Source organism: Pseudomonas sp. AL 58, assembly GCF_036348395.1.
In the GTDB taxonomy this organism is placed as follows: domain Bacteria; phylum Pseudomonadota; class Gammaproteobacteria; order Pseudomonadales; family Pseudomonadaceae; genus Aquipseudomonas; species Aquipseudomonas defluvii.
The window spans coordinates 113,936-128,201 of sequence record NZ_JAZBQR010000006.1; the positions used below are offsets into that span (position 1 = coordinate 113,936).

Consider the following 14,266-nt stretch of genomic DNA (forward strand, 5'->3'; position numbering starts at 1 on the left):
TTGCGTCGCGTTCGCCTCCTTTCCTTTTGAGACGACGAAATCCGGCGGTGCCTGTTATCAGTATTGAGAGCACTCTAGCATAGCTGTCGCGGCTTACTAGCCGCCACTCCAAAATACAAAGAAAAGGCTCTATTTCGGGCATTACAGACAACCAACACAAAAATACCTGACCCCTTTGCCAAAAAATCAACCTGGCAGGGGAAGACCCGCAAAATGCGTTTGGTGTTAAGCTCGCGCACCATGAATACCTACAGCTCCCGCCCCGTTGTCCTCTGTCTCTCCGGCCACGACCCCAGTGGCGGCGCCGGCTTGCAGGCAGATATCGAAGCCCTGATCGCTCAAGGCTGTCACGCTGCACCCACCGTGACCGCCCTGACCGTGCAGGATACCGTCAATGTCAGCGACTTCCGCGTCCTTGATCGTGAGTGGGTGTTGGCCCAAGCCAATGCCGTGCTCAACGACTCGCCGGTAGCAGCCGTCAAGCTGGGCATGCTCGGCTCACTGGAAATGGTTGATACCGTGGTCGAGCTACTGGCCGCCCACCCGCACCTGCCGATGGTCTGTGACCCCGTGCTGCGTGCAGGCGGCGGCGGACGGCTGGGCAAGGATGAAGTGGGTTACGCCATGCGCGAACGCCTGCTGCCGATTGCCACCATCGCCACGCCGAACCTGCCGGAAGCACGCATTCTGGCTGAACTCCCGGAAGGGACTGCCGATGAATGTGCGGAAAAGCTCCTGCCCTTCTGCAAGTACCTGCTGATCACCGGCGGCCACGGTGACGAGCACGAGATCCATAACCGCCTGTACAGCCGCGATGGCCAGCGCCACACCTGGACCTGCCAGCGCCTGCCTGGCAGCTACCATGGCTCCGGCTGCACCCTGGCCAGTGCCCTCGCGGGCCGTCTGGCGCTGGGCGAACAACTGGAGAGCGCCGTGCGATCCGCGCTGGACTACACCTGGCGAACGCTGCGCGATGCCGAGCAATTGGGCAAAGGCCAGTACGTACCGCGCCGTCTGCCCCTGGATTTCTGTTCCTGACGACTGGTTTCCGGTCACGGCCACGAGGCTCAAGCAATGAAGTTACGCGGTTTGTACGCCATTACAGATAGCCAGTTACTGGCCGGTCGGTTCTTGTCTCATGTCGAAGCCGCGCTGGATGGCGGCGTGACCCTGTTGCAGTACCGCGACAAGAGTGACGACGCGGCGCAACGTCTGCGCGAAGCCGAAGCCCTGGCCAAACTCTGCGAACGCTACACCACCCAGTTGATCATCAATGACGATGTCGAGTTGGCCGCACGCCTGGGTGTCGGCGTGCATCTGGGCCAGACCGACGGCCCGCTGACGCCGGCCCGCACGCTGTTGGGGCATCAGGCGATCATTGGTTCTACCTGCCACGCCCAGCTTGAACTGGCGGAGCAGGCCGCACGCGAAGGCGCCAGCTATGTGGCCTTTGGTCGTTTCTTCAACTCCGTAACCAAGCCCGGCGCGCCGGCCGCCAGCGTCGAACTGCTGGAACAGGCACGCCGCCGGGTCAACCTGCCGATTGCCGTGATCGGCGGCATTACCCTGGACAATGCCGCACCGTTGGTCGCCCATGGCGCCGACCTGCTGGCCGTCATCCACGGGCTGTTTGGAGCCGACAGCGCGCAGGAAGTCACCCGCCGCGCCCGCGCCTTCAACGCCCTGTTCGAATCTGTTTGATTGAGAGAGACCCTCATGTCCCGTTCCGAAGCCCTGTTTGCCAATGCCCAGAAGCACATCCCAGGTGGCGTGAACTCGCCAGTCCGCGCATTCCGCAGCGTTGGCGGCACCCCGCTGTTCTTCAAGCACGCCGAAGGCGCCTACGTTACCGATGAAGACGACAAGCGTTATGTCGACTACGTCGGTTCCTGGGGGCCAATGATTCTGGGCCACAGCCACCCAGACGTCCTTGACTCGGTGCGCAAGCAACTGGAGCACGGCCTGTCCTATGGCGCCCCGACCGCGATGGAAACCGAGATGGCCGACCTGGTCTGCTCGATCGTACCGTCGATGGAAATGGTTCGCATGGTCAGCTCCGGTACCGAAGCCACCATGAGCGCCATCCGCCTGGCCCGGGGCTACACCGGCCGCGACAGCATCATCAAGTTCGAGGGCTGCTACCACGGCCACTCCGACAGCCTGCTGGTAAAAGCCGGTTCTGGCCTTCTAAGCCAGGGCGTACCGAGCTCTGCAGGCGTGCCCGCTGCGTTCGCCAAACATACATTGACCCTGCCGTTCAACGACCTTGCTGCCGTCGAGAAGATGCTCAATGAAGTGGGCAACGAGGTCGCCTGTATCATCGTCGAGCCGGTCGCCGGCAACATGAACTGCGTGCCGCCCGCCCCCGGCTTCCTTGAAGGCCTGCGCACACAATGCGACAAGCACGGCGTGGTCCTGATTTTCGACGAAGTCATGACCGGTTTCCGTGTTGCCCTGGGCGGTGCGCAAGCCTATTACGGCGTTACCCCTGACCTATCGACCTTCGGCAAGATCGTCGGCGGCGGCATGCCTGTCGGCTGCTTCGGTGGCAAGCGCGAAATCATGTCGCAGATCGCGCCGCTGGGCCCGGTGTATCAAGCCGGCACCTTGTCGGGCAACCCACTGGCCATGGCCGCTGGCTTGACCACACTGAAGCTGATCAGTCGGCCTGGGTTCCACGACGAACTGAGCGACTTCACCAGCCGCCTGCTCCAGGGGCTGCAGGAACGTGCCGATGCTGCAGGCGTACCGTTCGTCACCACCCAGGCGGGTGGCATGTTCGGCCTGTACTTCAGCGCTGCCGACGACATCGTGACCTTCGACGACGTCATGTCCAGCGATGCCGAACGCTTCAAGCGCTTCTTCCACCTGATGCTGGAAGGTGGCGTGTACCTGGCACCGAGCGCCTTTGAGGCGGGCTTTACCTCTATTGCCCATGGCGAAGCCGAGTTGAAGATCACTCTGGACGCCGCTGAGCGGGCATTCGCCAAGCTCTAAGCGCCCGCCTGCAACAGACAGTCTTGTCGCCGCTGCGGGGCCGACGCGATGCCAATGAGCACGCGTTGCCCGCAGCGCCAACAAGGCCGGTACATGCAAATAGCGAGCACCAAACACCCCTTCAAGCAGAAAATCGAGTAAAGACTTTGTAAGGTTGGCGCAGGTTATCCCATAATGTGCCACCAGACACATTGGCCGCAGCTTTGCAGAGGTAAGTCGATCCCCATGAACCGCACCGGCCGCGCCCTTGCCCTGGGCTGCCTGTTGCTTCTTCAGCCCCTGCTGGCTACAGCAGGCGGTAACTCGTTGCTGATCCCGGCAACCGGCCGCTGCACCCTCGATTCCCAGCCCGAAGACCTGGCGCAAGCACTCGCTGACTGCCAACAAGCGGCACAGGGCGGGGATGCCCAGGCGCAGTACGAGTTGGGTGAGTTCTACTACGTGGGTAAAAATGCACCGCGCGACCTGAGCAAGGCACTGAGCTACTTCGAACAGGCCTCATTGCAAGGGCATGCTGAAGCACAGTACCGCCTGGGCACCATGTTTTTCCGCGGAGAAGGCGTGGCGGCCAACAATGTGCAAGCCTACATCGTGCTGAAAATGGCCGCAGTCAATGGCGCCGAAGACGCCCTGGACATGGCCGACGAGGTGTCGGCACAAATGCCACGTGACGAGCTGGAGGTCGCTACCCAAGTACTGGGGCAGATCTTCCGCAAGTACCTGCTGGAACTGCAGAGCGCCGAAGGGCGTACCCCCTTCTCGCCACTCCCCTGACGCCGGGGCAGCGTCCTGCTTACTTCTCGGGCATCGGCATTGGGAACGGCATCACGTTACCGCCCCCGCGCGCTTCACTGATCTTGGGTGTCCCCAGCCGCTCGACTTCATCGATACGCACGATCGAATGCATCGGTACGAAGCTGCGAACCACACCCTCGAATTGCGCCTTGAGCTTCTCTTCACTGGGATCGACCACCACTTGGGTGCGCTCTCCGAAGATAAACTCCTCCACTTCGAGAAAGCCCCACAGATCACTTTGGTAGATCTGCTTGGCGTACATCTCGAATACCTGGCCCTGGTTGAGAAAAATCACTTTGTAGATCGGATCGGCACGTTTGGTCATTTTCGGCGGGAACGAAGACAGGTGGTAAAGAGGGCGCAAACTATAGCATAGCCACCTGATCGACAACGCTAGGAACCATCGCTGACGCCCCTTATAATGCGCGGTTCTTTGAATTACCTGATGATCTCCCATGGCCAAGAAGCTTTATATCGAAACCCACGGTTGCCAGATGAACGAGTATGACAGCTCGCGCATGGTCGATCTGTTGGGCGAACATCAAGCCCTGGAGGTCACCGCCCGGGCAGAAGACGCCGATGTCATCCTGCTCAACACCTGTTCGATCCGCGAACGTGCACAAGACCGGGTCTACTCCCAGCTAGGCCGCTGGCGTGAGCTGAAGGAACAGAACCCGGAAATGGTCATTGCCGTCGGCGGCTGTGTCGCCAGCCAGGAAGGCGAGTCCATCCGTAAGCGTGCGCCTTATGTCGACGTGGTGTTCGGCCCGCAAACCCTGCACCGCTTGCCGGAGATGATCGACGCCGCCCGCACTACCCGGCAACCACAGGTAGACGTCTCGTTCCCGGAAATCGAAAAGTTCGACCACCTGCCAGAACCCCGTATCGACGGCCCTACCGCCTACGTTTCAGTCATGGAAGGCTGCAGCAAGTACTGCACCTTCTGTGTAGTGCCCTACACCCGCGGCGAGGAAGTCAGCCGTCCATTCGACGACGTACTGGCCGAGGTCATTCACCTGGCCGAGAACGGCGTACGTGAAATCACCCTGCTGGGGCAGAACGTCAACGGTTACCGTGGCCTGACCCACGATGGGCGCCTGGCCGACCTGGCCGAGCTGATCCGCGTGGTTGCCGCAGTGGACGGCATCGGTCGCATCCGCTACACCACCTCGCACCCCCTGGAGTTCTCCGACAGCCTGATCCAGGCGCACGCTGACGTGCCGCAACTGGTCAAGCACCTGCACCTGCCGGTGCAGTCGGGCTCGGACCGTGTACTGGCCGCGATGAAGCGCAACCACACCGTTCTTGAGTACAAGTCCAAGCTGCGCAAGCTCAAGGCGGCGGTGCCGGACATCTGCATCAGCTCCGACTTCATTGTCGGCTTCCCCGGCGAAACTGAAAAAGACTTCGAACAAACCCTGAAACTGGTCAGCGATGTCGGCTTCGACTTCTCCTACTCGTTCGTCTACAGCCAGCGCCCGGGTACACCGGCCGCCGACCTGCCAGACGACACACCGGAAGAACTCAAGAAGGAACGCCTGCAGGTACTGCAGCAGCGCCTTGACCATCAAGGTTTTGAAATCAGCCGGCGCATGGTCGGGACCGTTCAGCGCATTCTGGTAACCGATTACTCACGCCGTGACCCTGGGCAACTGCAAGGGCGCACCGAAAATAACCGTATCGTCAACTTCCGCTGCGACAATCCCAAACTGATTGGGCAGTTTGTCGACGTGCAGATCGACGATGCACGGCCTCACTCGTTGTTCGGCTCGCTGCTACCGTAAAGGCATGGCCGGGCCCTGCACACCGGGCCCGGTAATCCTTGAACGTTTCAGCGCTTTCGCACGTGAGCCTCTGGGGTTATCCTTGAATTCACTCTCATTGCCGTTGGGCGGCTAAAAAACGACCTTGAACGCACCCATAGAACCTCATCGTTTCATCCTCGAGCCCTTTGAGGCTCGCCGCTTCGCCAACCTGTGCGGGCAGTTCGACGAGCATTTGCGCCTCATCGAACAGCGCATGGCCATTGAAATCCGCAACCGCGGCAATCAATTTGAATTGATCGGCGAACCCCAACTCACCTCTTCCGCCGAGCAACTGCTTCGACGCCTGTACCGCGAAACCAAGGCTACCGAGCTTTCGCCGGACATGGTTCACCTGTTCCTGCAGGAGTCGTCGCTGGAAGCCATGGAAAACCCGGCTGCCGCCGAACCGAGCGTGACCCTGCGCACACGCAAGGGCAATATCCGCCCGCGCGGGCTCAACCAGCAGCGCTACGTCAAGGAAATCCTGGCGAACGACATCAACTTCGGCATCGGCCCGGCGGGTACCGGCAAGACCTACCTGGCTGTGGCCTGTGCGGTTGATGCACTGGAGCGTGAACAGGTGCGCCGCATTCTGCTGGTGCGCCCGGCGGTCGAAGCAGGCGAAAAGCTTGGCTTCCTGCCCGGCGACCTGGCACAGAAAATCGACCCGTACCTGCGACCACTGTACGACGCCCTCTACGAAATGCTGGGCTTCGAACATGTGGCCAAGCTGATTGAGCGCCAGGTTATCGAGATCGCGCCATTGGCCTACATGCGCGGCCGTACCTTGAATAACAGCTTCATCATCCTCGACGAAAGCCAGAACACGACCGTCGAGCAGATGAAAATGTTCCTCACTCGGATCGGCTTCGGCTCGACAGCCGTGATCACCGGGGACATCACCCAGGTCGACCTGCCGCGCGGCACCAAATCAGGGCTGGCGCATGTGATCGAGGTTCTTGACGGGGTGCCGGGCATCAGCTTTACCCACTTCAAGCCGAAAGACGTTGTACGCCATCCGTTGGTGCAGCGCATCGTCGAGGCCTACGAGCGCTTCGACAGCAAGCAGCAGGACAAGCACGAAGGCAACCGTCACGATGGTTGAACTCGACCTGCAACTGGCTACTGATGCCGCCGCCCCTGATGAAGCCACGTTCCGTCGCTGGTGCGAACTTGCCCTGCGTCAGCGCAGCGCCGACTCCGAGCTGACCATTCGCCTGGTTGATGAAGCCGAAGGCCGCGAGCTCAACAACACCTATCGGCACAAGGATTACGCCACCAACGTGTTGTCCTTCCCGGCCGATGTGCCCGATGACATGCTCGACATTCCACTGCTCGGCGACCTGGTGATCTGCGTCGCCGTGGTCGAACGCGAAGCCGCCGAACAAGGCAAGTCGCTGGAGGCACACTGGGCGCATCTGGTCATCCACGGCTGCCTGCACCTGCTGGGCTACGACCACATCGAAGACGATGAGGCCGAAGAGATGGAAGCACTGGAACGAACGTTGCTTGCCGAACTGGGTCACCCTGACCCGTATGCCGACGACGAACACGATTTCCCCGACACCGATACCTGTAAGGATCACGAGTAACCGCCATGAGCGAAGATCGATCGAGCAATGGGCAAAAGTCCTGGCTGGGTAAGCTGACCCAGGCTTTTGCCCATGAGCCGAAAAACCGCCAGGAACTCCTGGAACTGCTGCGCGAAGCCCATCAGAACAAGCTGCTCGACAGCGAAGCCCTGACCATCGTGGAAGGCGCAATCCAGGTCGCAGACCTGCAAGTGCGTGACATCATGGTCCCGCGCTCGCAGATGATCAGCATCAAGGCGACCCAAACACCCCGCGAGTTCCTGCCAGCGGTGATCGACGCTGCGCACTCACGCTACCCGGTCGTGGGCGAGAGCCACGATGACGTCCTCGGCGTACTGCTCGCCAAGGACCTGTTGCCACTGATCCTCAAGGAAAATGGCGACCGCTTCAACATCAAGGACCTGCTGCGCCCGGCCACCTTTGTGCCCGAATCCAAGCGTCTGAACGTGCTGTTGCGTGAATTCCGTGCCAACCACAACCACATGGCCATCGTGATCGATGAGTATGGCGGCGTGGCCGGCCTGGTAACCATCGAAGACGTGCTCGAACAAATCGTCGGCGACATCGAGGATGAGCATGACGTCGAGGAAGACAGCTACATCAAGCCGTTGCCGAGTGGCGACTTCCTGATCAAGGCCTTGACGCCCATCGAGAACTTCAACGAGTTCTTCGACAGCGAGTTCTCCAATGACGAGTTCGACACCGTCGGTGGCTTGGTGATGAGCGCATTCGGGCACTTGCCCAAGCGTAACGAGACAACCGAAATCGGCCCCTACCGTTTCCGGGTTCTCAACGCCGACAGCCGCCGGATACACTTGCTGCGCCTGACACCTATCACCCGCTAAGGACAACCATGCGTTGGATCACCCGCCCCGGCTGGCCCGGTAACCTGCTGGCCGTGGCGGCCGGCGCCATCACCACCCTGGCCCTCGCGCCCTTCAACATCTGGCCACTGGCGCTGGTGACCCTGGCGATGTTCTACCTGGGCCTGCGCGACCTTGGCCCACGCCAGGCTCTGGCACGCGGCTGGTGTTATGGCTTCGGTGTGTTCGGCGCGGGAACCAGCTGGATCTACGTCAGCATCCATACCTACGGCGGCGCCTCGGCACTGCTGGCAGGCCTGCTGATGCTTGCCTTCATCGCAGCGATAGCGTTTTTCTTTGCCCTGCCTGCCTGGGTCTGGGCGCGCTGGATTCGACGCAACGAAGCACCGCTGGCCGACGCCCTGGCCTTTGCCGCGCTCTGGCTGGCCCAGGAAGCATTCCGTGGCTGGTTCCTGACCGGCTTCCCCTGGCTCTACGCGGGCTACAGCCAGCTTGACGGCCCCTTGGCCGGCTTGGCCCCACTAGGTGGAATGTGGCTGATTTCCTTCAGCCTGGCACTGAGCGCCGCACTGCTGTGCAACCTGAACCGCCTGCGTGAGCGCAAAGCCTTCCTGATCGCCGCAATGGCCGTGTTGCTGGCCCCGTGGGCGATCGGCATGGCACTCAAAGGCCACGCCTGGACCCGCCCGGCGGGCGAGCCACTGAAGGTGGCCGCAATCCAGGGCAACATCGAGCAGTCGCTAAAGTGGGATCCGACCCAGTTGAACGCCCAGTTGGCGCTGTACCGCGACATGACCTTCACGTCCAAACAGGTCGACCTGATCGTTTGGCCGGAGACGGCTGTGCCAGTGCTCAAGGAGTCCGCTCAGGGCTACCTGGACATGATGGGCAGCTTTGCCAGCGACCGACGCTCGGCGCTGATCACTGGCGTACCAATCCGCCAGGTTGTGCATGACCAACGGCGCTACTACAACGGCATTACCGTCACCGGTGAAGGCGACGGCACCTACCTGAAACAGAAACTGGTGCCTTTCGGTGAGTACGTGCCACTGCAAGACCTGCTACGCGGGCTGATCACCTTCTTCGACCTGCCGATGTCGGACTTCGCTCGCGGCCCCTCAGACCAGACACTGTTGCAAGCAAAGGGCTACCAGATCGCGCCCTACATTTGCTACGAAGTGGTGTACCCAGAGTTCGCCGCCAGCCTCGCGGCACGCAGCGACCTGTTGCTCACCATCAGTAACGACACCTGGTTCGGCACCTCGATCGGACCGTTGCAACACCTGCAGATGGCACAAATGCGCGCCCTTGAAGCAGGACGCTGGATGATCCGTGCAACCAACAACGGCGTCACCGGCCTGATCGACCCCTTCGGCCGGATCACCGCGCAAATCCCGCAATTTGAGCGCGGCATACTCTACGGCGAAGTGGTTCCGATGCAAAAGCTCACGCCATACCTGAAATGGCGCTCCTGGCCGCTGATCATTCTCAGCACCCTGCTGCTGGGCTGGGCACTGATGGCCGGCCGCATCGCCAGAACAGTCTAGTAAAACAAGCGATAGGCGAGCAGACCAACGGCTTCGTTAAGCAGTTGGCTGCTCTGCCAGAGTGATTTGTTTTCAGGCATCCAGCCGCCAAACGGGCGAGCATGATTGCGCCCCATGTAGCCCACTGGCGCTGGCACCACAGTGAACCCGACGCGCTCAAAGCTCCAGCGCGAACGCTGCATGTGCCATGCCTGGGTCACCAACACCACGCGCTTGTAGCCCTCTGGCAGCAGCAGCTCTGCGCTCATCTGCGCATTCTCCCAGGTCGTACGGCTACGCTCCTCTTTCCAACGCACCGAGACACCAAAATCGCGCGCGAGCGCGTCGGCCATCAACTGGGCCTCACTGGGCGGCGTACCGTAGTGCAAACCGCCACTGATGAGTACAGGCAAACCGGAAGCCTTGGCCAATTGCGCGGCATAGCGCATACGTTCAAGCGCGACAGCACTCGGCTGATCCCTGGCGCCCCAGGCGGGGTCATCGCGCTCTCGGCCCGCGCCCAGCACGACGATGGCATCGGCACGCTCAGCAAGGTCCTCCCACTGGCCATAAGCCAGCGCAGGGTCACGCTCCAGCAGGCGTGCGGCCTGCTCCACAACGACAGGCAAGCTCATCAGCCACAGCCCGCCCAAGCCCAGCGTGAAACATGCACAGGCCGTACGAGGCCAGGTGTTACGCAACCACCATGCCGCGATCAACAGCAGAAACAACACGCCAGGCGGCATGATCAATTGTTTAATGAAATAACGAAACGGCATCGGCACCTCCATGGATGCGCGAAGCCTAAGAAAATCGGCACCTGACAACAATAGCCAGGTGCCGATCATGGAAAATTTAACGGTAAGGTCGTAGGGCCTGAAGGACTCGTACGATTACTTGAAATGCAATGCCCTGGACTTTGTCGTGACTGAAGAACGCGCGCTGTCTTTAAGCCAGACCACTCTGCCGGCAGGTACCTCAGGCTGCTGCAGCGCATCTATATGTGCTCTGTAGCGCTCTGGGTTCGATGCCAGGTAAGCCTTGATCACTTCAAATTCGGCGTAGCTCAATCCACGTAGTTCCAGTTCGGCGGGCATCTCATCGCGCAGTCGAACAGAGGCTCTGGCGACATCCAGTGCCAGCCCCAACCGGTCGATCAAACGCTCGCAAAGCTCGGGCTCTAGTGCTTGTAGCGGCGACTCACCCATCCGTTCACCTCATTTGAGATAAAAATACCGCCCCCAAGAATCAGCTTAGCGGTACTCACAAAAGCAGCGAGACGCCACGACCAACGGCCCGCAGCCAGTCTGAGGATGCAATCAGGGTTTCCCTCGATAGAGACGGGTCATGTATGCTACTGCGTTCATTATATTGACACCGAATTGCCGGGCGCAGCGGTTCTGCCTGGATAAGGTCTCCCATTTCTCAGCGCAAAGTAGCCATGCACGAACTCTATCAGCCCCGCGAAATTGAAGCCGCCGCCCAGTCGTTCTGGGACGAGCAAAAGTCTTTTGAAGTCAGTGAACAACCAGGCAAAGACACCTTCTACTGCCTGTCGATGTTCCCGTACCCAAGCGGCAAGCTACACATGGGTCACGTGCGCAACTACACCATCGGCGACGTCATCGCCCGCTATCAGCGCATGCAGGGCAAGAACGTCCTGCAGCCGATGGGTTGGGACGCCTTTGGCATGCCGGCCGAAAACGCGGCGATGAAAAACAACGTCGCCCCGGCCAAGTGGACCTACGAAAACATCGAGTACATGAAGACCCAGCTCAAGAGCCTGGGCCTGGCCTTCGACTGGTCGCGTGAAGTCACCACCTGCAAGCCGGACTACTACCGCTGGGAGCAGTGGCTGTTCACCCGCCTGTTCGAAAAAGGCGTCATCTATCGCAAGAACGGCACCGTCAACTGGGACCCGGCTGACCAGACCGTACTGGCCAACGAGCAGGTCATCGACGGCCGTGGCTGGCGTTCGGGCGCGCTGATCGAGAAGCGCGAAATCCCGATGTACTACTTCAAGATCACCGATTACGCCGACGAGTTGCTGGAAAGCCTCGACGAACTGCCGGGCTGGCCTGAACAGGTCAAGACCATGCAACGTAACTGGATTGGCAAGTCACGCGGCATGGAAGTCCAGTTCCCGTTCGACAAGGCCTCGATCGGCCACGACGGTACACTGAAAGTCTTCACCACCCGCCCGGACACCCTGATGGGCGCGACCTACGTCGCCGTTGCAGCCGAGCACCCGCTGGCCACGCAGGCTGCCCAGGGTAACCCGGCGCTGCAAGCCTTTATCGACGAGTGCAAGAGCGGCAGCGTTGCCGAGGCCGACGTTGCCACCCAGGAAAAGAAAGGCATGCCGACGTCGCTGTTCGTCGAGCATCCGCTGACTGGCGAAAAACTGCCCGTGTGGGTCGCCAACTACGTCTTGATGCACTACGGCGACGGCGCGGTCATGGCTGTCCCGGCCCATGACGAGCGCGACTTCGAGTTCGCACACAAGTACAACCTGCCGGTCAAGACCGTGGTTCGCACCCGTGCCGGTGATGTGGTTGGCACCGAGTGGGACGCCGCCTACGGCGAGCACGGCCAACTGATCAATTCTGCTGAATTCGACGGCCTGGACTTCGCTGGCGCGTTCGATGCCATCGAAGCCGCCCTGATCAAGAAAGAACTCGGCAAGTCGCGCACCCAGTTCCGTCTGCGCGACTGGGGTATCAGCCGCCAGCGCTACTGGGGTTGCCCAATCCCGATCATCCACTGCCCATCCTGCGGCGACGTACCGGTACCGGAAGACCAGTTGCCGGTCGTCCTGCCAGAAGACGTGGTGCCGGATGGTGCGGGATCGCCGCTGGCGCGCATGCCTGAGTTCTACAACTGCAGCTGCCCGAAATGCGGCGCCGCAGCCAAGCGCGAAACCGACACCATGGACACCTTCGTCGAGTCGTCCTGGTACTTCGCGCGTTACGCCTCGCCAAACTACGAAGGCGGCATGGTCGACAAACAGGCTGCCAACCACTGGCTGCCGGTTGACCAGTACATCGGCGGCATCGAACACGCCATTCTTCACCTGCTCTATGCACGCTTCTTCCACAAGCTGATGCGTGACGAAGGCCTGGTAAGCTCCAACGAACCGTTCAAGAACCTGCTGACTCAGGGCATGGTCGTCGCAGAGACGTACTACCGCACGGCCAGCAACGGTGGCAAAGACTGGTTCAACCCGGCCGACGTTGAAGTCGAACGTGATGCCAAGGCCAAGATCATTGGCGCCCGCCTGAAAACCGACGGCCTGCCCGTAGAGATCGGCGGCACCGAGAAGATGTCCAAGTCGAAGAACAACGGCGTTGACCCTCAGGCCATGATCGAAGCCTACGGTGCTGACACCTGCCGCCTGTTCATGATGTTCGCCTCGCCGCCCGACATGAGCCTGGAATGGTCCGACTCCGGCGTAGAAGGCTCGAACCGCTTCCTGCGCCGCGTCTGGCGCCTGGCGCAAAGCCACGTCGCGCAAGGGCTGCCTGGCGCTCTGGATGTCGCTGCGCTGGACGATGCCCAGAAAGCCGTACGCCGTTCGATCCACTCGGCCATCAAGCAAGCCAGCCAGGATGTGGGCCAGCACCACAAGTTCAACACCGCCATTGCGCAAGTAATGACCCTGATGAACGTGCTGGAGAAGGCACCGCAAGCCACGGCACAAGACCGCGCACTGATTCAGGAAGGCCTGGAAACCGTGACCCTGTTGCTGGCACCGATCACGCCGCACATCAGCCACGAACTGTGGAAGCAGTTGGGCCATGAAGGCGCAGTCATCGACGCTGGCTGGCCAGCCGTGGATGAAAGCGCGCTGGTACAGGACAGCCTGCAACTGGTAATCCAGGTCAACGGAAAACTGCGCGGCCAGATCGAGATGCCGGTTGGCGCCAGCCGTGAAGACATTGAAGCCGCGGCCCGCAGCAATGAAAACGTGCTGCGTTTCACTGAAGGCCTGACCATCCGCAAGGTCATCGTCGTACCGGGCAAGCTGGTCAATATTGTCGCCAGCTGATGGAATGTGGCGCCCTGCTCACCTCAGGGCGCCCGCACAGAATCGGCTTACAAGGTTTCAAGGGAGCAACAACATGATCAAACGCAACCTGCTGGTGATGGGCCTGGCCGTAATGCTCAGCGCCTGCGGCTTCCAACTGCGCGGCACCGGCACCACAGACCTGGCGCTCAAGGAGCTCGATGTAAGTGCTCGCGACGCCTATGGCGATACTGTGACGCAACTGCGCCAGGTTCTGAAAAGCAGCGGCGTGAACGTGCACGCCGGCGCCCCATACAAGCTGTTCCTGGCCCGTGAAGACAATACCCAGCGCGCCGCCAGCTATGCAGGCTCTGCTCGCTCGGTCGAGTATGAACTCACCGACACCCTGAGCTTCGAGATCCGCGGCCAGAACAACACCAGCCTCCTTGCCGACAAGCTGGAAGTACAAAAGATCTATGTGCATGACAGCAACAACCTTACGGGCTCCGACCAGGAAGCCAGCCAGGTTCGCGATGAAATGCGCCGCGAGATGGTCCAGAAGATGGTCCTGCGCTTGCAGTTGATCACCCCGGCCCAACTTGAAACCCTGCAAATGGAAGCCGAGGCGCGCGCCAAGGCCGAGGCTGATGCCCTCGAAGCCGCCCGTCGCGCCCAGGACGAAACGCCGCAGCAATCCCCGCTGGAAATCCCAGCCAACTGA

14 protein-coding genes are annotated in these 14,266 nt (G+C 60.8%); 11 read left to right on the forward strand and 3 right to left on the reverse strand.

Annotated features, from left to right (window positions below):
- The first annotated feature begins 240 nt into the window (after window positions 1-240).
- The 4 genes from UIA24_RS09820 (at window position 241) to UIA24_RS09835 (ending at window position 3,771) form a co-directional block, all read left to right on the forward strand.
- On the forward strand, window positions 241-1,038 hold the full coding sequence (locus tag UIA24_RS09820) for a hydroxymethylpyrimidine/phosphomethylpyrimidine kinase (RefSeq protein ID WP_065761254.1): 798 nt from the start codon (window positions 241-243) through the stop codon (window positions 1,036-1,038).
- Window positions 1,039-1,074: 36 nt separating this feature from the next.
- On the forward strand, window positions 1,075-1,701 hold the full coding sequence (thiE, locus tag UIA24_RS09825; protein ID WP_099775897.1) for a thiamine phosphate synthase: 627 nt from the start codon (window positions 1,075-1,077) through the stop codon (window positions 1,699-1,701).
- A 15-nt stretch (window positions 1,702-1,716) separates the two neighbouring features.
- A complete protein-coding gene (gene hemL / locus UIA24_RS09830; protein ID WP_330522772.1) occupies window positions 1,717-2,997 on the forward strand; it encodes a glutamate-1-semialdehyde 2,1-aminomutase in 1,281 nt (426 codons plus the stop codon).
- 225 nt (window positions 2,998-3,222) lie between these two features.
- The gene (locus UIA24_RS09835; RefSeq protein WP_065760372.1) at window positions 3,223-3,771 is read left to right on the forward strand and encodes a tetratricopeptide repeat protein; all 549 of its coding nucleotides are present in this window, start codon (window positions 3,223-3,225) and stop codon (window positions 3,769-3,771) included.
- Between the two features lie 19 nt (window positions 3,772-3,790).
- Here the strand turns inward: UIA24_RS09835 and UIA24_RS09840 are convergent, their stop codons facing one another.
- Window positions 3,791-4,117, reverse strand: a complete 327-nt coding sequence (locus UIA24_RS09840) for a DUF1820 family protein (RefSeq protein ID WP_065760371.1) — start codon at window positions 4,115-4,117, stop codon at window positions 3,791-3,793.
- Between the two features lie 130 nt (window positions 4,118-4,247).
- On the opposite strand from UIA24_RS09840, the gene miaB reads away from it, so the two are divergent.
- From miaB to lnt, 5 genes are all read left to right on the forward strand, one after another.
- Window positions 4,248-5,576, forward strand: a complete 1,329-nt coding sequence (gene miaB, locus UIA24_RS09845; RefSeq protein WP_065760370.1) for a tRNA (N6-isopentenyl adenosine(37)-C2)-methylthiotransferase MiaB — start codon at window positions 4,248-4,250, stop codon at window positions 5,574-5,576.
- Between the two features lie 124 nt (window positions 5,577-5,700).
- On the forward strand, window positions 5,701-6,702 hold the full coding sequence (locus UIA24_RS09850; protein WP_065760369.1) for a PhoH family protein: 1,002 nt from the start codon (window positions 5,701-5,703) through the stop codon (window positions 6,700-6,702).
- Window positions 6,695-7,189 (forward strand): rRNA maturation RNase YbeY, encoded by a 495-nt coding sequence (gene ybeY / locus UIA24_RS09855; RefSeq protein ID WP_065760368.1) that lies wholly within the window; start codon window positions 6,695-6,697, stop codon window positions 7,187-7,189. Before UIA24_RS09850 ends, ybeY begins: the two co-directional genes overlap by 8 nt.
- Window positions 7,190-7,194: 5 nt before the next feature.
- A complete protein-coding gene (locus UIA24_RS09860) occupies window positions 7,195-8,034 on the forward strand; it encodes an HlyC/CorC family transporter (RefSeq protein WP_065760367.1) in 840 nt (279 codons plus the stop codon).
- 8 nt (window positions 8,035-8,042) lie between these two features.
- Entirely contained in the window at window positions 8,043-9,560 is a 1,518-nt protein-coding gene (lnt, locus tag UIA24_RS09865; protein WP_330522773.1) for an apolipoprotein N-acyltransferase, read from the forward strand.
- Here lnt and UIA24_RS09870 read toward each other — a convergent pair.
- Window positions 9,557-10,318, reverse strand: coding sequence for a YdcF family protein (locus tag UIA24_RS09870; protein WP_114438331.1), 762 nt, complete (start codon window positions 10,316-10,318; stop codon window positions 9,557-9,559). The two genes, lnt and UIA24_RS09870, sit on opposite strands and share 4 nt — an antisense overlap.
- Window positions 10,319-10,432: 114 nt before the next feature.
- Window positions 10,433-10,747 carry a hypothetical protein gene (locus tag UIA24_RS09875; RefSeq protein ID WP_330522774.1) on the reverse strand — a complete coding sequence of 105 codons (315 nt, stop codon included), beginning with the start codon at window positions 10,745-10,747 and terminating at the stop codon, window positions 10,433-10,435.
- A 233-nt stretch (window positions 10,748-10,980) separates the two neighbouring features.
- On the opposite strand from UIA24_RS09875, the gene leuS reads away from it, so the two are divergent.
- Both leuS and UIA24_RS09885 read left to right on the forward strand, forming a co-directional pair.
- Window positions 10,981-13,587 carry a leucine--tRNA ligase gene (gene leuS / locus UIA24_RS09880; protein ID WP_099775903.1) on the forward strand — a complete coding sequence of 869 codons (2,607 nt, stop codon included), beginning with the start codon at window positions 10,981-10,983 and terminating at the stop codon, window positions 13,585-13,587.
- Window positions 13,588-13,660: 73 nt separating this feature from the next.
- Window positions 13,661-14,266, forward strand: a complete 606-nt coding sequence (locus tag UIA24_RS09885) for an LPS-assembly lipoprotein LptE (RefSeq protein ID WP_065760362.1) — start codon at window positions 13,661-13,663, stop codon at window positions 14,264-14,266.

Excerpts from the sequence above, each read along its gene's own strand:
- UIA24_RS09820 (WP_065761254.1), top strand. The coding sequence starts at position 241 with ATGAATACCTACAGCTCCCGCCCCGTTGTCCTCTGTCTCTCCGGCCAC.
- thiE (WP_099775897.1), top strand. The coding sequence starts at position 1,075 with ATGAAGTTACGCGGTTTGTACGCCATTACAGATAGCCAGTTACTGGCC.
- hemL (WP_330522772.1), top strand. The coding sequence starts at position 1,717 with ATGTCCCGTTCCGAAGCCCTGTTTGCCAATGCCCAGAAGCACATCCCA.
- UIA24_RS09835 (WP_065760372.1), top strand. The coding sequence starts at position 3,223 with ATGAACCGCACCGGCCGCGCCCTTGCCCTGGGCTGCCTGTTGCTTCTT.
- UIA24_RS09840 (WP_065760371.1), bottom strand. The coding sequence starts at position 4,117 with ATGACCAAACGTGCCGATCCGATCTACAAAGTGATTTTTCTCAACCAG.
- miaB (WP_065760370.1), top strand. The coding sequence starts at position 4,248 with ATGGCCAAGAAGCTTTATATCGAAACCCACGGTTGCCAGATGAACGAG.
- ybeY (WP_065760368.1), top strand. The coding sequence starts at position 6,695 with ATGGTTGAACTCGACCTGCAACTGGCTACTGATGCCGCCGCCCCTGAT.
- UIA24_RS09860 (WP_065760367.1), top strand. The coding sequence starts at position 7,195 with ATGAGCGAAGATCGATCGAGCAATGGGCAAAAGTCCTGGCTGGGTAAG.
- lnt (WP_330522773.1), top strand. The coding sequence starts at position 8,043 with ATGCGTTGGATCACCCGCCCCGGCTGGCCCGGTAACCTGCTGGCCGTG.
- UIA24_RS09870 (WP_114438331.1), bottom strand. The coding sequence starts at position 10,318 with ATGCCGTTTCGTTATTTCATTAAACAATTGATCATGCCGCCTGGCGTG.
- UIA24_RS09875 (WP_330522774.1), bottom strand. The coding sequence starts at position 10,747 with ATGGGTGAGTCGCCGCTACAAGCACTAGAGCCCGAGCTTTGCGAGCGT.
- leuS (WP_099775903.1), top strand. The coding sequence starts at position 10,981 with ATGCACGAACTCTATCAGCCCCGCGAAATTGAAGCCGCCGCCCAGTCG.
- UIA24_RS09885 (WP_065760362.1), top strand. The coding sequence starts at position 13,661 with ATGATCAAACGCAACCTGCTGGTGATGGGCCTGGCCGTAATGCTCAGC.